The sequence below is a fragment of the Streptomyces sp. NPDC031340 genome (genome assembly GCF_055569945.1).
In genome coordinates this window covers 122,761-141,041 of record NZ_JBVIIE010000018.1, presented here as the reverse complement: position 1 = coordinate 141,041, position 18,281 = coordinate 122,761, and the positions used below count along the sequence as shown (strand labels likewise).

The 18,281-nt window shown below is 72.1% G+C and carries 20 protein-coding genes; 6 read left to right on the top strand and 14 right to left on the bottom strand.

All coding sequences use genetic code 11. The features are described from left to right. The 10 genes from cysD to ACZ5GT_RS16725 all read right to left on the bottom strand — a co-directional run bounded on the left by cysD (position 1) and on the right by ACZ5GT_RS16725 (position 10,123). On the bottom strand, positions 1-939 hold the full coding sequence (cysD, locus tag ACZ5GT_RS16770; protein ID WP_469023147.1) for a sulfate adenylyltransferase subunit CysD: 939 nt from the start codon (positions 937-939) through the stop codon (positions 1-3). Beyond that, on the bottom strand, positions 936-1,505 hold the full coding sequence (gene cysC, locus ACZ5GT_RS16765; protein ID WP_469023144.1) for an adenylyl-sulfate kinase: 570 nt from the start codon (positions 1,503-1,505) through the stop codon (positions 936-938). The genes cysD and cysC overlap by 4 nt, the downstream gene beginning before the upstream one ends. Next, positions 1,502-2,212: a phosphoadenylyl-sulfate reductase gene (locus tag ACZ5GT_RS16760; protein ID WP_469023140.1), complete on the bottom strand. Its 711-nt coding sequence runs from the start codon at positions 2,210-2,212 to the stop codon at positions 1,502-1,504. Before ACZ5GT_RS16760 ends, cysC begins: the two co-directional genes overlap by 4 nt. Continuing rightward, a complete protein-coding gene (locus ACZ5GT_RS16755) occupies positions 2,209-2,388 on the bottom strand; it encodes a hypothetical protein (RefSeq protein ID WP_398282693.1) in 180 nt (59 codons plus the stop codon). Before ACZ5GT_RS16755 ends, ACZ5GT_RS16760 begins: the two co-directional genes overlap by 4 nt. A gap of 144 nt (positions 2,389-2,532) precedes the next feature. Further along, on the bottom strand, positions 2,533-4,230 hold the full coding sequence (locus ACZ5GT_RS16750; RefSeq protein ID WP_469023133.1) for a nitrite/sulfite reductase: 1,698 nt from the start codon (positions 4,228-4,230) through the stop codon (positions 2,533-2,535). A gap of 161 nt (positions 4,231-4,391) precedes the next feature. Then, positions 4,392-4,475, bottom strand: coding sequence for a putative leader peptide (locus tag ACZ5GT_RS16745; protein WP_316944184.1), 84 nt, complete (start codon positions 4,473-4,475; stop codon positions 4,392-4,394). 127 nt (positions 4,476-4,602) lie between these two features. Further along, positions 4,603-5,175: a GNAT family N-acetyltransferase gene (locus ACZ5GT_RS16740; RefSeq protein WP_469023128.1), complete on the bottom strand. Its 573-nt coding sequence runs from the start codon at positions 5,173-5,175 to the stop codon at positions 4,603-4,605. Positions 5,176-5,316: 141 nt separating this feature from the next. Then, entirely contained in the window at positions 5,317-6,597 is a 1,281-nt protein-coding gene (locus ACZ5GT_RS16735) for a hypothetical protein (RefSeq protein WP_469023121.1), read from the bottom strand. A gap of 148 nt (positions 6,598-6,745) precedes the next feature. Next, positions 6,746-8,047 carry a helix-turn-helix domain-containing protein gene (locus tag ACZ5GT_RS16730; RefSeq protein ID WP_469023116.1) on the bottom strand — a complete coding sequence of 434 codons (1,302 nt, stop codon included), beginning with the start codon at positions 8,045-8,047 and terminating at the stop codon, positions 6,746-6,748. 441 nt (positions 8,048-8,488) lie between these two features. Then, positions 8,489-10,123 carry an acyl-CoA dehydrogenase family protein gene (locus ACZ5GT_RS16725; protein ID WP_469023109.1) on the bottom strand — a complete coding sequence of 545 codons (1,635 nt, stop codon included), beginning with the start codon at positions 10,121-10,123 and terminating at the stop codon, positions 8,489-8,491. A gap of 64 nt (positions 10,124-10,187) precedes the next feature. Between ACZ5GT_RS16725 and ACZ5GT_RS16720 the strand changes: the two genes are divergently transcribed. Continuing rightward, complete coding sequence (locus tag ACZ5GT_RS16720; protein ID WP_469023102.1) at positions 10,188-11,330, top strand: YihY/virulence factor BrkB family protein; 1,143 nt, start codon at positions 10,188-10,190, stop codon at positions 11,328-11,330. Between the two features lie 56 nt (positions 11,331-11,386). Continuing rightward, positions 11,387-12,085: a DUF6597 domain-containing transcriptional factor gene (locus tag ACZ5GT_RS16715; RefSeq protein ID WP_469023098.1), complete on the top strand. Its 699-nt coding sequence runs from the start codon at positions 11,387-11,389 to the stop codon at positions 12,083-12,085. On the opposite strand, the gene ACZ5GT_RS16710 is transcribed toward ACZ5GT_RS16715, so the two are convergent. The 3 genes from ACZ5GT_RS16710 to ACZ5GT_RS16700 form a co-directional block, all read right to left on the bottom strand. Beyond that, positions 12,068-12,469 carry a VOC family protein gene (locus ACZ5GT_RS16710; protein WP_469023094.1) on the bottom strand — a complete coding sequence of 134 codons (402 nt, stop codon included), beginning with the start codon at positions 12,467-12,469 and terminating at the stop codon, positions 12,068-12,070. The two genes, ACZ5GT_RS16715 and ACZ5GT_RS16710, sit on opposite strands and share 18 nt — an antisense overlap. Positions 12,470-12,563: 94 nt before the next feature. Then, complete coding sequence (locus ACZ5GT_RS16705) at positions 12,564-13,196, bottom strand: VOC family protein (RefSeq protein WP_469023090.1); 633 nt, start codon at positions 13,194-13,196, stop codon at positions 12,564-12,566. A 108-nt stretch (positions 13,197-13,304) separates the two neighbouring features. Then, on the bottom strand, positions 13,305-13,970 hold the full coding sequence (locus ACZ5GT_RS16700; protein WP_469023084.1) for a TetR/AcrR family transcriptional regulator: 666 nt from the start codon (positions 13,968-13,970) through the stop codon (positions 13,305-13,307). Between the two features lie 142 nt (positions 13,971-14,112). On the opposite strand from ACZ5GT_RS16700, the gene ACZ5GT_RS16695 reads away from it, so the two are divergent. From ACZ5GT_RS16695 to ACZ5GT_RS16680, 4 genes are all read left to right on the top strand, one after another. Further along, the gene (locus tag ACZ5GT_RS16695; RefSeq protein WP_469023081.1) at positions 14,113-14,952 is read left to right on the top strand and encodes a patatin-like phospholipase family protein; all 840 of its coding nucleotides are present in this window, start codon (positions 14,113-14,115) and stop codon (positions 14,950-14,952) included. 360 nt (positions 14,953-15,312) lie between these two features. Then, on the top strand, positions 15,313-15,951 hold the full coding sequence (locus ACZ5GT_RS16690; protein ID WP_469023076.1) for a flavin reductase family protein: 639 nt from the start codon (positions 15,313-15,315) through the stop codon (positions 15,949-15,951). A 108-nt stretch (positions 15,952-16,059) separates the two neighbouring features. Further along, positions 16,060-16,719 (top strand): ThuA domain-containing protein, encoded by a 660-nt coding sequence (locus tag ACZ5GT_RS16685; RefSeq protein ID WP_469023070.1) that lies wholly within the window; start codon positions 16,060-16,062, stop codon positions 16,717-16,719. 165 nt (positions 16,720-16,884) lie between these two features. Continuing rightward, positions 16,885-17,529, top strand: a complete 645-nt coding sequence (locus tag ACZ5GT_RS16680; protein WP_469023066.1) for a dihydrofolate reductase family protein — start codon at positions 16,885-16,887, stop codon at positions 17,527-17,529. Positions 17,530-17,667: 138 nt separating this feature from the next. Here the strand turns inward: ACZ5GT_RS16680 and ACZ5GT_RS16675 are convergent, their stop codons facing one another. Continuing rightward, a complete protein-coding gene (locus ACZ5GT_RS16675) occupies positions 17,668-18,195 on the bottom strand; it encodes an STM3941 family protein (protein ID WP_469023062.1) in 528 nt (175 codons plus the stop codon). Positions 18,196-18,281 lie beyond the last annotated feature (86 nt).

Here is an 18,281-nt window from a genome sequence, read left to right as displayed (position 1 = left end):
TTAGAAGTACCCCTCGCGCTTGCGGTCTTCCATCGCGGCCTCGGAGAGCTTGTCGTCGGCGCGGGTGGCGCCGCGCTCGGTCAGCCGGGAGGCGGCGATCTCGGCGATGACGGCGTCCAGCGTGGTGGCGTCGGAGTCGACGGCGCCGGTGCAGGACATGTCACCGACCGTGCGGTAGCGGACCTGCCGCTTCTCCACGGTCTCGCCCGGTTTCGGCCCGCCCCATTCGCCGGCCGTCAGCCACATGCCGGCCCGCTGGAACACCTCGCGCTCGTGGGCGAAGTAGATCTCCGGCAGCTCGATGCGCTCGCGGGCGATGTACTGCCAGACGTCCAGCTCGGTCCAGTTGGACAGCGGGAAGACGCGGACGTGTTCGCCGGGCGCGTGCCGGCCGTTGTACAGGTTCCACAGCTCGGGGCGCTGGCGGCGCGGGTCCCACTGGGAGAACTCGTCGCGCAGCGAGAACACCCGCTCCTTCGCGCGGGCCTTCTCCTCGTCACGGCGTCCGCCGCCGAACACCGCGTCGAACCGCTCGGCCTGGATCTTCTCCGTCAGCGGCAGCGTCTGCAGCGGGTTGCGGGTGCCGTCCGGGCGCTCCTTCAGGACCCCCCGGTCGATGTAGTCCTGCACGGAGGCCACGTGCAGCCGCAGGCCGTGCTTCGCGACCGCGCGGTCCCGGTACTCCAGCACCTCGGGGAAGTTGTGCCCGGTGTCCACGTGCAGCAGCGAGAACGGCACCGGCGCCGGCGCGAACGCCTTCAGCGCCAGGTGCAGCATCACGATGGAGTCCTTGCCGCCGGAGAACAGGATCACCGGCCGCTCGAACTCGCCCGCGACCTCCCGGAAGATGTGCACCGCCTCGGACTCCAGCGCGTCGAGGTGGGAGAGCGCGTACGGGCTGTCCGTGCCTTCCGCCACGGTGGCGACGGTCGTCGTCATGCCAGTCCCCTTTCGGTGAGCAGCGCGTGCACCGCGGCCGCGGACTCCTGGACGGTCTGATGCTGCGACTCGATGCGCAGGTCGGGCGTCTCCGGCTCCTCGTAGGGGTCGTCGACCCCGGTGAGACCGGACAGTTCGCCCGCCGCCTGCTTGGCGTACAGGCCCTTCACGTCACGGACGGAGCACACCTCCACCGGGGTCGCCACGTGCACCTCGACGTACGGCGCCCCGCTGTCCTGGTGGCGCTTGCGCACCGCCTCACGGCTGTCCGCGTACGGCGCGATCACCGGGACGAGCGCCTTCACGCCGTTGCGGGCGAGGAGTTCGGCGACGAAGCCGATGCGCTGCACGTTGGTGTGCCGGTCCTCGCGGCTGAAGCCGAGGCCCGCCGAGATGAACTCGCGGATCTCGTCGCCGTCCAGCACCTCGACGCGGTGGCCGTCCTCGCGCAGCCGGGCGGCCAGCTCGTACGCGATGGTGGTCTTGCCGGCGCTCGGCAGACCCGTGAGCCAGACGGTGGCTCCGGTGGTCACGTGGTTCTCCTGGGTCTCGGTGGTCGTCGTCATGCGTGCAGCCCGCACTCGGTCTTGGCGCGTCCGGCCCAGCGGCCGGCCCGAGCGTCCTCGCCTTCCAGGACCCGGCGGGTGCAGGGGGCGCAGCCGACGGAGGCGTAACCGTCCATCAGCAGCGGGTTGGTGAGGACGCCGTGTTCGGCGACGTAGGCGTCCACGTCGTCCTGGGTCCAGCGGGCGATCGGGGAGATCTTGACCTTCTGCCGCTTCTCGTCCCAGCCGACGACCGGCGTGTTCGCGCGGGTCGGGGACTCGTCGCGGCGCAGCCCGGTCGCCCAGGCCAGGTAGCCGCGCAGGCCCTGCTCCAGCGGCCGCACCTTGCGCAGCTTGCAGCACAGGTCGGGGTCGCGGTCGTGCAGCTTCGGGCCGTACTCGGCGTCCTGTTCGGCGACCGTCTGCTTCGGCGTGATCGTGATGACGTTGACGTCCATCACGGCCTCGACCGCGTCACGGGTGCCGATGGTCTCCGGGAAGTGGTAGCCGGTGTCGAGGAACACGACGTCCACGCCGGGCAGGGCGCGGGAGGCGAGGTGGGCGACCACCGCGTCCTCCATCGAGGAGGTCACGCAGAAGCGCTTGCCGAAGGTCTCGGCGGCCCACTGGAGGATCTCCAGCGCGGAGGCGTCCTCGAGGTCCCGGCCCGCCTGCTCGGCGAGCGCCTTCAGATCCTCTGTCGTGCGGTCTTCCTGAATCGTGGTCATGTCTGCTCTCCCCCTGCGTCGGTGTGCTGGAGGCCCCGGGCGAGCAGCCCGAGGAACTTCAGCCGGAAGGCGCGGTTGCACGCCGCGCATTCCCAGGCCCCGTGGCCTTCCTCGTTCGGGCGGAGGTCCTCGTCGCCGCAGTAGGGGCAGTAGAACGGTGCGGCCCGCTCACTCATGACAGGGCCCCCTCTTTTCAGACGCTCGGTTCGCCTCCGGGGCGCCGGTAGCCGGTGCCGAGAGACCGACCGTGCTCAACCCTTCGGGCCTCCGCGCGCTCGGCCTCTCGGCACCGGCGCGCCCCTTCGGCTCACTCGCGGAAATCATGACAGTGCCTCTTCTGATGCTCGGGCCGCCCAGGCGGCGAAGCGCTCGCCGTCCTCGCGTTCGGCCTGGAACCGCTTCAGCACGCGCTCGATGTAGTCCGGCAGTTCGTCGGCGGTGACCTTCAGGCCGCGCACCTTCCGGCCGAATCCGGCCTGCAGGCCGAGCGCGCCACCGAGGTGCACCTGGTAACCCTCGACCTGCTCGCCCTTGTCGTCGAGGACCAGCTGCCCCTTGAGACCGATGTCCGCCACCTGGATACGGGCGCAGGCGTTCGGGCAGCCGTTGAGGTTGATGGTGATCGGCTGGTCGAAGTCCGGCAGCCGGCGCTCGAGTTCGTCGATCAGGGAGCTGCCGCGCTGCTTGGTCTCGACGATGGCGAGCTTGCAGAACTCGATGCCGGTGCAGGCCATGGTGCCGCGTCGGAAGGAGGACGGCCGGGCGGTGAGGTCCAGCGCCTCCAGGCCCTCGACGAGCGAGTCGACCTGGTCCTGCTCGACGTCGAGGACGATCATCTTCTGCTCGACGGTGGTGCGGACCCGGCCCGAGCCGTGCGCCTCGGCGAGGTCGGCGATCTTCGTCAGGGTGGCGCCGTCGACGCGGCCGACGCGCGGTGCGAAACCGACGTAGAAGCGGCCGTCCCGCTGCCGGTGAACGCCGATGTGGTCGCGCCACTGCTGGACCGGCTGCTCGGGGGCGGGACCGTCGGTCAGCTTGCGGTGCAGGTACTCGTCCTCCAGCACCTGGCGGAACTTCTCCGGCCCCCAGTCGGCGACCAGGAACTTGAGGCGGGCGCGGTTGCGCAGCCGCCGGTAGCCGTAGTCGCGGAAGATGGACAGCACGCCCTCGTAGACGTCCGGGACGTCCTCCAGCGCCACCCAAGTGCCCAGCCGCACGCCCAGCTTGGGATTGGTGGACAGGCCGCCGCCGACCCACAGGTCGAAGCCGGGGCCGTGCTCGGGGTGGCGGACGCCGACGAACGCCACGTCGTTGATCTCGTGGACCACGTCCAGCACGGGCGAGCCGGAGATCGCCGTCTTGAACTTCCGCGGGAGGTTCGAGTACGCCTTGTTGCCCAGCACGCGGCGCTTCAGCTCCTCCAGCGCGGGCGTGCCGTCGATGATCTCGTCCTCGGCGATGCCGGCGACGGGGGAGCCGATCATCACGCGCGGGGTGTCGCCGCAGGCGGTGACCGTGGACAGGCCGACGCCCTCGAGGCGGTTCCAGATCTCGGGGACGTCCTCGATCCGGATCCAGTGGTACTGGACGTTCTGCCGGTCGGTGATGTCGGCGGTGCCGCGCGCGAACTCCTGCGATACCTCGCCGATGACGCGCAGCTGCTCGGTCGTCAGAGCGCCGCCGTCGATGCGAACACGCAGCATGAAGTACTCGTCGTCCAGCTCCTCCGGCTCCAGGACCGCGGTCTTGCCGCCGTCGATCCCGGGCTTGCGCTGGGTGTACAGGCCCCACCAACGCATGCGCCCGCGGAGGTCGTTGGGGTCGATCGAGGCGAACCCGCGCTTGGAGTAGATCGTCTCAATGCGTGTCCGCACATTGAGACCGTCGTCGTCCTTCTTGAACTGCTCGTTGCCGTTGAGCGGGGTGTAGTGCCCGGCGGCCCACTGACCCTCACCGCGGTGACGGCTCACCTTGCGGCGGACAGGCGCGGCGGCAGGGTTCTGTGGGGTGGCGGCCATGGTTGACACGTCCTTCGGGACAGGCGGGAAAGCGGCTCTGATCTGCGCATACACGCGCATGGGCATACGTGTGCGCCGTCGGCGCGGCGTTGCGCTGACGAGGTCGGAGAACTCCGGTGAGACCCGGTGGGATCCGGGGAAGTCGGGCGTCGCTGGTGCTGTCAGCTCGCCGGACAGATGGCGCTGGACATGCGGCAGAGGTCGACGTGCCGCCGACTCACCAAGGCAATTCCAGTTCCAGACATGACGGAAGCGTGTCATGGCGATCTGGACACAGTCCAGCTTTATCCATCATGCGGACACCCTTGTCTCGAATGGAGAGACAAGGGTGTCGCTGGTCACATGGCTGGGAATCGGCTGTGTACGCGCAGGTCAACCGGTGTAGGCGCCGGGCCACGGGCCGGGGGCGGCCGCCTCCGGCTCCTCCTCGACCTTGGTGTCGAACAGCCGGAATCCGCGCCGCAGGTAGTTGTCCATGGCGTGCTCGCCGTCCTTGCTGCAGGTGTGCAGCCACACCCGCTTGGTGGCCGCGAGCCCCGGCCAGCGGTCGGCGAGGTCCCATGCGCGCGCGGCGCCGTGGGACAGCAGGTGACCGCCGATGCGGCGGCCCCGGAAGGCGGGGATCAGGCCGAAGTAGACGATCTCCACGACCCCGTCGTCCTGCGGCTCCAGCTCCACGTAGCCCGCCGGCGTACCCCGGTCGTACGCCACCCATGTCTCCACGCCCGGCCGTCCGAGGTGCTCTTCCCACCGGGCGTAGTTCCAGCCGAGGCGGTCGGTCCAGCGGATGTCGCCGCCGACGGAGGCGTACAGGAAGCGGCTGAACTCGGGGGAGGGGGCCTCGGAGCGGACGATGCGGACGTCCCCGTCGGGAGCGGCGGCGGGGAGCAGGTCCGTCGGGGCGGTCTGCTCCAGGGACCAGGTGGTCACGGGCATGGTGGTCATGCCCGCCAGGGAATCATCCGTTCCGGGGATCTGTCGATTCGTCCCCGGGACGCGGCTCGCCCCGGGGAGCGCGGGACCGCGGGGCCGAGGGACCACAGGACCGCGGGGCCGCAGGACCGCCCCTCCCGGGGCGGTGCCGGCTCAGCCCAGGGAACCGTCGACGGAGGCCAGCGGCAGGGCGAACAGGATCCGGCCCGACTGGGACCACAGCTCGCCGGTCTCCGCCCAGTAGGACAGCGGGCCGGCCTGCGGGCTCCAGCAGTGCCGGCTCTCGTCGGAGCCGCACCGGGTGGCCTTCGCGCCGTCGGTGTCCTGCCGCCACAGCGTGCCGTGCCCGTCCGGGCTGTCGGCGCCCCGGCTGAGGAACCAGCCGGAACGGTACGCCAGGACGCCCCGGACGCCGGTCTCCTTCGTCTCGTAGGCCTGCTCCACGGCCGCGCGGCCGGTGACGTCGGTGGCCAGCAGCCCCGCGCGGGCCGGGTCCTTGCTGAAGGCGTAGCGCCACAGGCGGGTGACGTGGTCGCTGTCCGCGGGCACCCGCTCGCCGGCGACCAGGCTGTCGGGCGCGGTGCTGCGGTCGAGGGAGAGGGCCGCGCCGCGCAGGGCGCCCGAGGCCCCGGCCGCGCCGGTGGGCCGGTAGGAGCCGACGGCGGGCAGCACGTACCGGGCTCCGTACGCCGACCAGCCGCCGCGCACCCGGCCGACCGTGCCGCGGTCGACGGTGGCCCGCTGGATGCGGTGCATGTCGTAGACGTAGACGCCGTCGGCGGCGGTGACCAGCAGCTTGCCCTGGTACCAGACCATGCCGGTGACGGGGGAGGCCAGGCCCCGGTAGTCGCGGCCGCCGTCGGTCGGGACCGCCAGCAGCGCCCAGGTGTAGGTGAGGTGGTCGGGGTCGCCGGCGTCGACGAAGGCGACCCGGGCGACGCCGGGGCGCTCCGCGCGGCCGGTGTCGTGCGACCAGCCGGACAGCAGCACCCGGTCCGCGCCCCAGTGACCGTCGTCGTCCGCGTCCCCGGAGCTGGTCACCGCGCCGGCCCGCCAGCCGCGGGTGTCGGCGGCGTCCCAGCAGTACGCGCGGGTGGCCGCCGGTTCCACGGGCAGGGCCGTGCGCTCCTCGGACGTACAGTCGTCCGCGGTGCGCAGGGCCCGGTCGGCGTCGTCGAGGACGGCGCGCACGCCGACGGGCCTGCCCATCGCGGAGGCGAGCCGGTCGAGCGTGCGCCGCGGCGTCAGGTGTTCCGTCAGGCGCGGCCCGGCGGACGCCGCCAGCGGTCTGAGGGCGCCCGGATCGTGGGAGACCGTGGCCTGCGAGGCGCTGATCATGGTGGCGGCCGCAGTGAGCGCGAGGGCGGTCCCGGCCAGGAAGGCGCGCAGCGCTGTGCCACGCCTGCGTCTGCGGTGCCTGCCACGCTGCTTCATCGAACCTCCCGAGGCGGGCCAACTGCGCCCGTTGATCCGTACGTTGCTCGAGGAGCAGCTGGGGTGGCCCGAGGGACGATGCTACGGCAGCCGGTACCGCTCGCGGACGAAGACCCCGTAATTGCGCGGAACTCGTCACCCGTGACCGTCACGAGGCGGGGGTACGGGCGGTCGTGCGGTGGCGGGCGATCGTGGGGGCGGTGGAGTGGGGCAGCAGGTCGCGGGGGTCGGCGGGGAGGACCAGCTCCACCTCCGCGTCCTCGCAGAAACGATACGGCCGATGTTCCAGCAGCGCCCCGAGATAGCGGCGCACCCGGGACATCTCCGCGCGGACGGTCACCGTCCGGGCCGGGTCGCCGAACACGTCCTCGGCCAGCGCCGCCGCGCTCTGGCCCGCCGGGTCGAGGGCGAGCAGGTACAGCAACTCGGCGTGCCGCGGACTCAGTTCACGGCTCCAGGAGCCGGCGCCGCCGGTCACCGTCACCGACCAGCGGCGCGGCTGGGCGAGGTCCAGCACCACCCGGGTGGCGCCCCGCGGCGCCGGCCCGTCCCCGTCCGCGGCCCCGATCAGCCACCCCCCGGCCAGCGGCTCCACCGAGCACAGGCCGAGCGGAGGCAGCCACCGGCGCCCCGGCGACAGGGACTTGGGCAGCGCGATCCGGTTCGTGTACGGCATCCCGGTCACCGCCGCGGTCCAGCCGTCCCGGTCCACCGCCAGCGCCCGGCCACCCATCCTGGCCAGCAGCGGCGCCGCCACCGACCGCAGCCGCTCCAGCGAGGCGAGGTGCAGTTCGCGCAGCCGCGCCTCGGCGAGCTTGGCCACCGAGTCGACCCAGGCCAGCGTGACCGGATGCATCGTCTCCAGCGGCCCGCTGATGTCCACCACGCCGATCAGGCGGCCGTCGCGCGGGTCCGTGATCGGGGCGCCGGTACAGGTCCACGACGTCAGGGAACGCACGAAGTGCTCGGAGGCGAACACCTGCACCGGCCGGCGCACCACCGCCGGGGTGCCGATGCCGTTGGTGCCGACGACCTCCTCGCCCCAGTGGGCGCCCACTTCAAAACCGTGCCCGTCGGCCTTGCGCAGCACCGGCGCGCTGCCCTCCCGCCACAGCACCCGGCCCTCGTCGTCGGCGACCACCATGATGTGGTGGGCGGCGTCCGCGACCGACACCAGCCCTTCCCTGAGCACCGGCATGACGTGCCGCAGCGCCGTGGATTCCCGGCGCCGCCGCACCTCCTCGGTGGACAGCAGCCCCGACCGGCGGTCCCGCTCGGGATCGACGCCGTGGCGCATCATCCGGGCCCAGGACTGTCCGATGACCGGGCGCGGCGGAACGGGGGCGCGCTGCCCGGAGATCGCGGCGGAGCGGACCTCGCTCAGCACCCGCGCCGCGCGTGCCGCGTCGACCGCGGCGAGCTGCGTCACATCCGTCGGCGACAGCGCCACTGACCCTCCTGCGAGAAACGCTCGGGACCCCGGTTCCCGCGTCGTTCCGGCGGCGGGAGCCTACAGCCCGTTCCGGCTGTCCGTCCCATGGTGCCCGGCCGTCCTCACCGGACGCGCACACTCCGCATACAGACAGCAGCAAGTTGCAACCCCTTGCAACCCTGGTGAACGGCCGCGGGCCCGGTCGAGACTTGAGCAACGCCGTCCCGAGCGGCGTTCGCGGCCTCGAACGGGCCGATGCGCGGGGGTGGTGCCGTGTCGGCGCAGCACCACCCCCGCGCTGCGGACCACCCGGCCGGCACACCGGCCGCGCGCGCTGCGGATTCCCCGGTCAGGAGACCGGACGTGCCTGTTACGGACCACCTGGTCAGCACACCGGACGCGCCTCCTGCGGAGCCCCCGGTCGAGACCGGACGCGCCCCTTGCGGATGGACCGCCCGGTCAGGAGACCGGGCGCGCCCGCTCCACGATCGATGCCAGGTCCAGGGTGTGCGGCAGTGTCCCGAAGGCCGCCCCGCCGTCGCCGCCCAGCCGCCCGGCGCAGAACGCGTCGGCGACCTCCGGCGGCGCGAACCGGACCAGCAGCGAGCCCTGCAGCACCAGCGCCAGCCGCTCGGCCAGCAGCCGGGCCCGTCCCTCGATCCCGTCCAGGTCGGCGAGCTCGGTCAGCAGGTCCTTGATCGCCTTGTCGAGCCGGTGATCGGCGCCGCGCGCCGTTCCGACCTCCCGCAGAAAGGCGTCCAGGGCCCGCGGCTCCCGGCTCAGCACCCGCAGCACGTCCAGCGCCTGCACATTGCCCGCGCCCTCCCAGACCGAGTTCAGCGGCGACTCGCGCACCAGCCGGGGCAGCCCGGACTCCTCGACGTACCCGTTGCCGCCCAGGCACTCGGCGGCCTCGACCACCAGCGGCGCACAGCGCTTGGTCACCCAGTACTTCGCGGCCGGCACCGCGATCCGCAGCAGCGCCCGCTCCTGCTCGCCGCCGTCGTCGCAGGCGGCCGCGAGCCTGAGCGCGAGGGTGGTCGCCGCCTCGGACTCGACCGCGAGATCGGCCAGCACGTTGCGCATCAGCGGCTTGTCGACGAGCCGCCCGCCGAACGCCGCACGGTGGGAGCAGTGGTGCACCGCCTGGGCCACCGCCTGCCGCATCAGACCCGCCGAGCCGAGCACGCAGTCCAGCCGGGTCGCCGCCACCATGTCGATGATGGTGCGCACCCCGCGCCCCTCCTCGCCCACCCGGCGACCCCAGGTCCCGTCGAACTCCACCTCACCGGAGGCGTTCGAACGGTTGCCGAGCTTGTCCTTCAGCCGCTGGAGCAGGAACGGGTTGCGGGTGCCGTCCTCCAGGACCCGCGGGACGAGGAAGCAGGTCAGGCCCTCCGGCGCCTGCGCGAGCACCAGGAACCCGTCGGACATGGGCGCCGAGCAGAACCACTTGTGCCCGGTCAGCTCGTAGGTCCCGTCCTCGGCCAGGGGCCGCGCGGCGGTGGTGTTGGCCCGCACGTCGCTGCCGCCCTGCTTCTCCGTCATGCCCATCCCGAACAGCGCCCCGGATTTCAGGCGGGCGGGCCGCAGCTCGCGGTCGTAGATCATCGATGTCAGCCGCGGCTCCCACTCGGCGGCGAGCGCCGGCTCGGCGCGCAGGGCGGGCACCGCCGCGTGGGTCATCGACAACGGGCACAGGTTGCCGGCCTCCACCTGCGTCCACACCAGGAAGGCGGCGGCCCGGCGCAGATGGCCGCCGGGCCGGGTCCAGGCCGCGGTCAGGCCGGCTCCGACGCCCTTGCCGAGCAGCCGGTGCCAGGCCGGGTGGAAGTCGACCTCGTCGACACGGTGGCCATAGCGGTCGTGGGTGCGCAGCCGGGGCGGGTTCTCGTTCGCCTGGACCCCCCACTCCTGCACCTGCGCGGACCCGGCCGACCGGCCGAGCGCGGCCAGCTCGCCGCGGACCTCGTCGAACAGGGCCGCGTCGAGGTGCCGTTCGACGGCCGCGGTCAGGGCGCGGTCGGCGGTGAAGACGTCGTAGCCGGACAGGGGCGGGGGCTGGTTGGTCACGGTGTGCGTGCTGCCTGCCATATATGCGAACCTACCCGGCCGACGGGGGATGAGTGCACCTGGTCAGGGCGGATACCTTTGGTTTGTGCAGCAGGCAAGTGATACCCCGCAGAGGCCCTCCGGTCGTCTCCACCGGGCGCGCGCCCTCTACCGGAACGTCTCCAAACGGAGGACGGCCTGGCTGCTGCTGAAGGACACGGTGAACTCCTGCATGGAGTACCGCATCCTCGGGCTCGCGGCCGAGGCCGCCTTCTTCACGCTGCTGTCCGTGCCGCCGCTGCTGCTCAGCCTCATCGGGCTGCTCGGCTACGTCGACTCCTGGACCGGCACCGACACCATCACCAGCCTGGAGAACAACCTCCTGGAGGCGTCCCGCACCGTCCTGTCCGACAAGGGCGTCACCGAGATCGCCGAGCCGATCCTGCACGACGTGGTCAAGGGCGGCAGACCCGACGTCATCTCGGTGGGCTTCCTGTTCGCCCTGTGGTCCGGCTCCCGCGCGGTGAACGTCTTCATCGACACCATCACCGTCATGTACGGCCTCGACGGCGTCCGCGGCATCGTCAAGACCCGGGTGATGTCGTTCCTGCTGTTCATCGTGGCGCTGCTGATCGGCTCGGTCGCGCTGCCGCTGATGGTCGCGGGCCCCGACGCGGTGGTGCGGATCGTGCCGTGGTCGGAGACGCTGGTGCAGGTCCTGTACTGGCCCGTGGTGATCGTGCTGTCCATCGTCTTCCTGACGACCCTCTACCACGTGTCGGTGCCCGTGCGCTCCCCGTGGATCGAGGACGTGCCCGGCGCCCTGGTCGCCCTCGCCATGTGGGTCCTGGGCAGCTTCCTGCTGCGCATCTACATCACCCACACCATCGAGGGCGCCACGATCTACGGCTCCCTCGCCGCGGCCGTCGCCGTGCTGCTGTGGATCGGTGTGTCCGCGTTCGCCGTACTGGTCGGCGCGGCGGTGAACGCCGCGATCGACCGGGTGTGGCCGGCCGCCGCCACCGCCGCGGCGCGCGCGGCCAACGAGCGGGTGCGGGAGGCGCAGCTCGCCGAGCAGGCGGCCCGCGCCGCCGCGGGCTACGAGCCCGACCCGGACGACCCGGACATGCCCTCGGAGTTCCCGGAACGCTGGTCGCGCTTCCTGCCCCCGGAGGACGTGACCTCCCGCCTGCGCACCCACGTCAAGAGCACCCACCCGCCGCACCCGCACAAGCACGAGGGGTCGTAGCCGGCCCGCGGTGCGCACCGGGCGTACGGCCCTCCCGGCCGCGTAGCCTGGCGCTCGTGTACACGGAGAGACCGTGCCGGGTGCCCGGCGCCGTCGTGTGGACGAACGGGTGGACGAACCCCCCGGACGACGGCACGGGCCGCGTGCTGCCCGACGGCTGCATGGACCTGCTCTGGCACGAGGGCCGGCTGCTGGTCGCCGGACCCGACACCCGCGCCTACGCCGTCGAAGGCGCCCCCGGCACCCGGTGGGCGGGCGTCCGCTTCTACCCCGGCACCGCGCCCGCGCTGCTAGGCGTCCCCGCGCACGAGCTGCGCGACCGCCGCGTCGACCTCGCCGACCTGTGGCCGGCCGCGCGGGGCCGCCGCCTCACCGCCCTGGTGAACGCCGCCGCCGACCCGGCACGCGGCCTGGAGGACGCGGCCCTGTCGCTCGCCGCGGCCGCCGGACCCCCCGACCCGCTGCTGCGGCGGCTGGTCACCGCCCTCGACGCGGGCCGCCCCGTCGGCGCGACCGCCGATGAACTGGGCCTCGGCGCCCGCCGCCTGCACCGCCGCGCCCTGACCGCGTTCGGCTACGGCCCGAAGACGCTGGCCCGCGTGCTGCGCCTGCAACGGGCGCTCCGCCTCGCCCGCGACGGCGTGCCCTTCGCGCAGACCGCGGCCCTGGCCGGCTTCGCCGACCAGGCGCATCTGGCGCGGGACGTGAGGGAGCTGGCGGGCCTGCCGCTCCGGGAACTACTGGGCCGCCGGTAGCCCGGCCAACAGGTCGACGCCGTTGCCGTCGGGGTCGTGCAGCACCGCGTACCGCATCCCCCACGCCGCGTCCCACGGCTTCAGCTCCCCGTGGTAACCGGCGCCGACCAGTTCCTCGTACAACGCGTCCACCTCCGCGGGCGACCCGCACCGGAAGGCGAGCGAGACCCGCCCGCCGCCGGCCGGCGGCTCCCAGCCCGCGTGGAAGGACCGCACGGTCTCCTCGGTGTCCAACGCGAGCCTCAGCCCACCGGGCAGCTCGGCCTCGACATGCGGCTGCTCCTCGGCCCCCTCGGGGAACTCGAGCCCGAGGCGGCGGTAGAAGGCGAGAGACGCGGCCAGGTCCGACACGACCAGGCCGATCACAGCGAATCGTGAAGTCATGCGCCCACGGTAGGCAGCACCCCTGCCCGCGGTCTTGAAGGAAACGGACACCCGGGGCGGCCAACGAGGCACGCACCGCCCTCGCCACCGCCTACTACCGGAAGGTGACAGGCCCCCGTTGCGTGTCCACGGTGAAGGTGATCCCGGCAGGGCCTTCCTCGACGTCGAGTTCGGCGTCGACGGCGGCCAGCAGCGGGCGGATCTTTCCGGGGTCGGGAGCGGTGGCCGACAGCCGAAGCAGGGGAGTGACGGGCAGACCGGTCGCCGTGGGATGGACGGCGGAACCCCAGTCGATGAGGAAGGGCACGAGACCGGAGCGGTGCTGGGTGTCACCGTCGGTGAGGCGCCACTGGAGCAGGGAGCCGTCGGGGCGGCGACGCCTCATCGGCCGGACGGACCCGGGGTCGTAGCCGCGGGCGCGGGCGGCGGTGACGGCGGCGTCGAGGTCGGGCGGGCTGACGGCCCAGGCCACGGTCCGAGCGGCGGGCAGCACGTCGACGTCGAACGGGCGGGGCCCGGCGTGCCCGGGCTGGGCGGGATCCGGTCCGATGATCTCCAGGTAGCGCGAACCGCCCAGTGAGACCAGGTGGTTGCGGGTGCCCAGGCCGACGTGCACGCCGCCGGGAGCGGGCTCCACGCCGGTGCGCCGGGCGAAGTCGGCGACCGTCGACGCCAGATCGGGGGTCGCGAGCACGAGATGGTCCAGCCGTGCGGGGATGGCGTTCATCGCCGCCGAGACTACGCAATCCGCCGGGGGAGGGGCACGCCGGAACTCATGAGGATCTCGGGGCTTCGACCCTGTCGGCGGAGAAGTTCCCACCAGAGGCCGTGTGGGTCAGGAGCCTCTCTGCTGCCTGTGCGGGCCCAGATTGAGCAGTACCTTGCCAAGCTGTTCGGAAGTGAGGGCCGGAGCGGGCAGAGGGGGCGCTGCCGGGCCGGCACGAAGGCTGTCGAGGAGCAGGGCGAGCGGACGGAGCCAGGCATCCGGGGCGACCGTGGTGAGCGCGGGCACAGCCCTGCCCAGTGCTGCCAGGGTGAAGAGCAGATCCTCGGTGGTGAGGTCCGGGCGGATTGTGCCCTGCTCCTGACCGCGCCGGAGCAGCTCGTCGATGGTCTCGCGGTTGTGGGCGTGGATCGCCTCCAGCGTGCTGACGCCTTCCAGGCTCGTGGTCATGAGGTCGTTGGTGCCGCGGTCCGCGGCCAGGCCCGCGAACACGGTTCGCAGGTACTGCGTCAGCCCCGTCCATGCGTCGTGGGCGGTGCGTGCCCGTTCGCCGGCTGCTGCGGTCTCCGTGAGCGCATCCCGGAAGACCTCGTCGACGAGCGCGGCACGGGTCGGGAAATGGCGGTAGAGGGTGGCGTTGCCCACGCCCGCCCGCCGGGCGATCGCATCGAGCGGGGCGTCCAGGCCCTGTTCGGCGAAGACTTCGCGGGCCTTGTCCGTCAGCAGCTTCCGGTTGCGCAGCGCATCGCGACGCCCCACCGGTGAACGGTCGCCCATCACGTCTCCCTCGTATCGCCCCGTACCAGGGGGGTGCTCCCCGGTACGGATGCTATCGTCGGCCGAGTAAACGGGGATGACTCCCCGCTTTACTTCCCGCGGGCGGGATGTCCGCGGCAGTCGTTCAGGGGGAGGGGTAAGCATGCCCGGAACCGCACTCGTGCTCGGCGGTGGTGGACCGGTGGGCGGAGCCTGGTTGGCCGGGGTTCTCGCCGGGCTCACCGAGGGCGGGATCGATCTCGGCAGCGCCGACGTCGTGATCGGCACCTCCGCTGGAGCCGTTTTCGGGGCCCGGCTCCGGTCCGGAGTCCCGGCCGCGGAGCTCTACGAGCGTCAGCTCTCCGGAGCAGACGCGGTCCGTCTGCCGGTGACAGCGCGCCAGACGGCGAGCTTCCTCTGGGCGGCGCTCGGCTCCCGTGATCCCCAGCGGTCCGTCGAACGCCTCGCCCGGGCAGCACTCCGCGCCCGGACCGGACCGGAGTCGGACGTCTTCGGTACGGTCGGCGCGCTCCTGGGCGACGTACGCGACTGGCCTGCGCGGGAGCTGCGGATCACCGCGGTCGATGCGCAGAGCGGCCAGACCGAGGTGTTCGACTCGCACTCCGGAGTGACACTTCTCGAAGCGGTCGCGGCGAGCTGCGCCGTACCCGTCGTATGGCCGCCGGTCACCGTGGCGGGCCGGCGCTGGATGGATGGTGGCAGCCGTTCGACCGCCAACCTTCAGCTCGCACGCGGGTACCGCCAGGTACTGGCGGTCGTGCCGATCCCCCAGGCGGTCGGACCGCATCCGGGCGCCTCCCAGCAGGCCGCGGAACTGTCCGACGACGGAACACACGTCATCCTCCTGTCCCCGGACCGCGCTGCGCGCCGCATGATGGGCCGCAACATGACGGACGACACCCGCCGGCCGGCTGCCGCCCACGCGGGCCACGCCCAGGCCAGGGCGCTGGTCCCTTCGGTGGCCGACGTCTGGCAGGGCTGACGTCAGTCGAAGCGCACGTTGCCGATCTCGCCTTGAAAGCGGCAAGTCGAGGTCGTCCGATGCATGAGAGGACGAAGCTTTCGGTGGGTGGATTTTCGACCAGAGAGCCGTCTCTGCCGGAGGCTGCGCGTGTTCGTCATCCATCGGGTGTCGCCGTCCGGCTGTGCGTCGCGGTCACCTCATGGCCGCGAGCCGGGCTCAGCCGGCAGGGCCTCGGTGGTGGGCCTGCAGGGAGCGTGTCCGCCGGAACGCGATGTCGCGTTGCCGCCAGCGGAGGTGGTCCCGTCGCGAGAGAGTCGGCGACGGCTCGTGTTCCTCGGCGCGGGTCTGTCGTCCGGCACTCTGCGAAAGGCGCGGCGCATGCACGTCGTACCCGGCCTCAAGGTCCTGTACTTCGGGACTCCGGTGGTGTTGATCAGCTCACGCAACGAAGACGGCACGGCGAACCTCGCGCCGATGTCGTCCGCGTGGTGGCTCGGCCAGTCCTGCATGCTCGGGCTCGGCAACAACGCCCAGACCACGGCGAACCTGCTGCGGGACGGCGAATGTGTGCTCAACCTGCCCTCGTCGGCGATGGTCGACGCCGTCGACCGGATCGCGCTCACCACCGGGAAGCGGGTGGTGCCGGATTACAAGGTGAAGCAGGGCTACCGATACGTGCCGGACAAGTTCGCGGCCGCACGGTTGACCGAGCAAGCGTCTGACCTGGTCCGGCCCCCACGGGTCGCGGAATGCCCGGTCCAGCTGGAGTGCAGGGTCGTCGCGGCCCACCCCTTCGGCACCCCCACTCCGCACGCCACCGCCTTCCAGGTCGAGGTCCTTCGCGCGCATGTCGAGGAAGAGCTGGTCATACCTGGGACGCACTATGTGGACCCGGTCGGATGGGACCCGCTGATCATGAAGTTCTGCGAGTTCTTCGGCGGCGGACACAATGTTCACCCGTCACGACTCGCCGAAGGCTGGAACATGCCCCACCAGGGCAGGACGGCATCCGTCTGAGCGGACAGCCGTCCGAGCGGGAACAGCCGCCCCGGCCCGGAGCACCCGAGCTGCGCGTTTCCGACGGCGGCCGCTGCCGCGAGCGGGTCTCTCATAGGCTCGGGTGCCATGGCAGCCCGACTCCTGGTCCACACGCGTACCGCCGGCTACCGGCACGACTCCATCCCGGCCGCCGTCGCCGCCGTACAGGCGCTGGGCGGTTTCGAGGTGGAGCACACCGAGGATCCCGCCGCTCTGGAGGGGCCGTTGGAGGCGTACGCGGCCGTCGTGTTCCTCTCCACCAGCGGGGACATCCTCACCCCGGCCGGGCGGCAGCGGCTGGCCGGGTACGTGGAGGCGGGCGGCGGGTTCGCCGGGGTGCACGCGGCGGCCTGCACGGAGTACGGCTGGCCGTACTACGGCGAGCTGCTGGGGGCCCGGTTCGACCGGCACCCCGACTACCAGCCGGGGCGGGTGGTGGTGGAGGATTCCGGCCACCCGGCCACCCAACACCTTGCCCCCGCCTGGGAGTTCGCCGACGAGTGGTACGACTTCCGCTCCAATCCGCGCGGCTCCGCACGGATTCTGCTGCGCGCCGACGAGTCGTCGTACGACGGTGGCCGCATGGGCGACGACCATCCGCTGGCGTGGTGCCGGGAGCAGGGCCGGGGACGCGTCTTCTACACCGCTCTCGGTCACGCCGCCGACGCCTACGCCGACCCGGACTTCCTCGCCCACCTGCGGGGCGGCATCGGGTGGGCGGCGCGGCTGACGGAGAGCGCGTCCTGAATTCTCCCATTGCCTGCGGAGTAGCGGCGGGGTGGAAGGAGATCCCCGTTCAGGTGAAAGTCGCGAGTCGCTGCCCGTCCGGCCGCGTCCCGTTCGACGTCATGGTGTGCGGCGCCTCGCCACACGAAGACACGACTCCACCTGACGAGGGACACGAGGAAGCGCATGGATCAACTGCTGAGAGTGATGAACTTCAGCGTCTCGAGTGACGGGATCGGTGCCGGTGAGCACCAGAGCCTCGAGCGGCCGTTCGGCTTCGACCGTCCCGAGCGGCTGTACGCCTGGGCCGGAGCGACGGCGAGTTGGCCCATGCGCAGGGGTTCCGGGGGGAGCCGGGGTCTCGACGACTACTTCACACGGGACTTCGCACGCAACATCGGTGCCGAGATCATGGGCCGCAACAAGTTCGCGCCCCAGCGCGGGCCCTGGCAGAACCATGAGTGGCGCGGCTGGTGGGGTGAGGAACCCCCGTTCCACACGCCGGTGTTCGTCATGACCCACCACGAGCGTCCGTCGTTCACGCTCTCCGACACCACGTTCCACTTCGTCGACGGCGACCCGGCCGCCGTCCTGGAACGGGCGCGGGAAGCGGCACGGGGCAAGGACGTCCGACTCGGCGGCGGGGTCACCACCGTCCGGCAGTTCCTCGACGCCGGCCTGGTCGACACCATGCACGTGGCGGTAGCGCCGGTGATGCTCGGATCCGGACTGCGGCTCTGGGAGTCCCCCGATGAGCTGCTCGACCGCTTCCACCTGGAGGTCGTGCCCAGCCCGAGCGGCGTGACGCACCACCTGTTCTGGCGAAAGTGACGCGAGGGCCGATCGAGTCCGGGCTGTGACTGCGAGGGGGCATCCGCGTCCCGGTGGGTCCCCCCTCGCTCGTGACCGACACATCCGGCCGGCCGGCCGGATGTATCGGTCGGCCGGCCGGTCGACCGGTCGGCATGCTCAGTCCAGTACCGCGAGTCCGGGGCGGTGGCGCCGCATCGCGTCCAGGACCGCCTCGGGCGGCACCGGCAAGGTGTTCGCCGCCATGTTGGCCGGACCGAAGCCGAGCCGTACGTTCATGGACGCGGTTCCGCGGACGAGCTTGGGTGCTCGGGCCAGATAGGCGTCCGGGTCGTGCAGCACCAGCTCGATGAAGCGGTGCGAGGTGTGACGTACCCGCTGCTCGCGTATCCGCACGGCGGCTATCTCGTCCCAGCCGAGCCGGCCCAGGCTCACGTGGTCCAGTCCCGCGTCGTCCAGCACCAGCTCGGGCCGGCCGCGGAACAGGCGCTGGACGAAGATCACCGCGCAGAGCCCGAAGAAGGGCACGGTCAGCACCCCCGCCACCACCATCTTCACGGTGCTGTGGGCGACCAGGAAGGCGATGCCCAGAGCGACGAAGACCAGAGAGCCGGCCAGCATGGCCCACATACGTCCCTTGGCGGACGGGTAGACGGTCGGGGGCAGCGGAACGCCGTTTCTGATCACGGGCCCAGACGATAGGACCGGAGCCCTCGTCAGCGGAAGCCCTCGGCGCAGGACCGGTCATGGAGCGGCCCCGGACCTGCCCTGGA

Excerpts from the sequence above, each read along its gene's own strand:
- cysD (WP_469023147.1), bottom strand. The coding sequence starts at position 939 with ATGACGACGACCGTCGCCACCGTGGCGGAAGGCACGGACAGCCCGTAC.
- cysC (WP_469023144.1), bottom strand. The coding sequence starts at position 1,505 with ATGACGACGACCACCGAGACCCAGGAGAACCACGTGACCACCGGAGCC.
- ACZ5GT_RS16760 (WP_469023140.1), bottom strand. The coding sequence starts at position 2,212 with ATGACCACGATTCAGGAAGACCGCACGACAGAGGATCTGAAGGCGCTC.
- ACZ5GT_RS16755 (WP_398282693.1), bottom strand. The coding sequence starts at position 2,388 with ATGAGTGAGCGGGCCGCACCGTTCTACTGCCCCTACTGCGGCGACGAG.
- ACZ5GT_RS16750 (WP_469023133.1), bottom strand. The coding sequence starts at position 4,230 with ATGGCCGCCACCCCACAGAACCCTGCCGCCGCGCCTGTCCGCCGCAAG.
- ACZ5GT_RS16745 (WP_316944184.1), bottom strand. The coding sequence starts at position 4,475 with ATGTCTGGAACTGGAATTGCCTTGGTGAGTCGGCGGCACGTCGACCTC.
- ACZ5GT_RS16740 (WP_469023128.1), bottom strand. The coding sequence starts at position 5,175 with ATGACCACCATGCCCGTGACCACCTGGTCCCTGGAGCAGACCGCCCCG.
- ACZ5GT_RS16735 (WP_469023121.1), bottom strand. The coding sequence starts at position 6,597 with ATGAAGCAGCGTGGCAGGCACCGCAGACGCAGGCGTGGCACAGCGCTG.
- ACZ5GT_RS16725 (WP_469023109.1), bottom strand. The coding sequence starts at position 10,123 with ATGGCAGGCAGCACGCACACCGTGACCAACCAGCCCCCGCCCCTGTCC.
- ACZ5GT_RS16710 (WP_469023094.1), bottom strand. The coding sequence starts at position 12,469 with ATGACTTCACGATTCGCTGTGATCGGCCTGGTCGTGTCGGACCTGGCC.
- ACZ5GT_RS16705 (WP_469023090.1), bottom strand. The coding sequence starts at position 13,196 with ATGAACGCCATCCCCGCACGGCTGGACCATCTCGTGCTCGCGACCCCC.
- ACZ5GT_RS16700 (WP_469023084.1), bottom strand. The coding sequence starts at position 13,970 with ATGGGCGACCGTTCACCGGTGGGGCGTCGCGATGCGCTGCGCAACCGG.
- ACZ5GT_RS16695 (WP_469023081.1), top strand. The coding sequence starts at position 14,113 with ATGCCCGGAACCGCACTCGTGCTCGGCGGTGGTGGACCGGTGGGCGGA.
- ACZ5GT_RS16690 (WP_469023076.1), top strand. The coding sequence starts at position 15,313 with ATGCACGTCGTACCCGGCCTCAAGGTCCTGTACTTCGGGACTCCGGTG.
- ACZ5GT_RS16685 (WP_469023070.1), top strand. The coding sequence starts at position 16,060 with ATGGCAGCCCGACTCCTGGTCCACACGCGTACCGCCGGCTACCGGCAC.
- ACZ5GT_RS16680 (WP_469023066.1), top strand. The coding sequence starts at position 16,885 with ATGGATCAACTGCTGAGAGTGATGAACTTCAGCGTCTCGAGTGACGGG.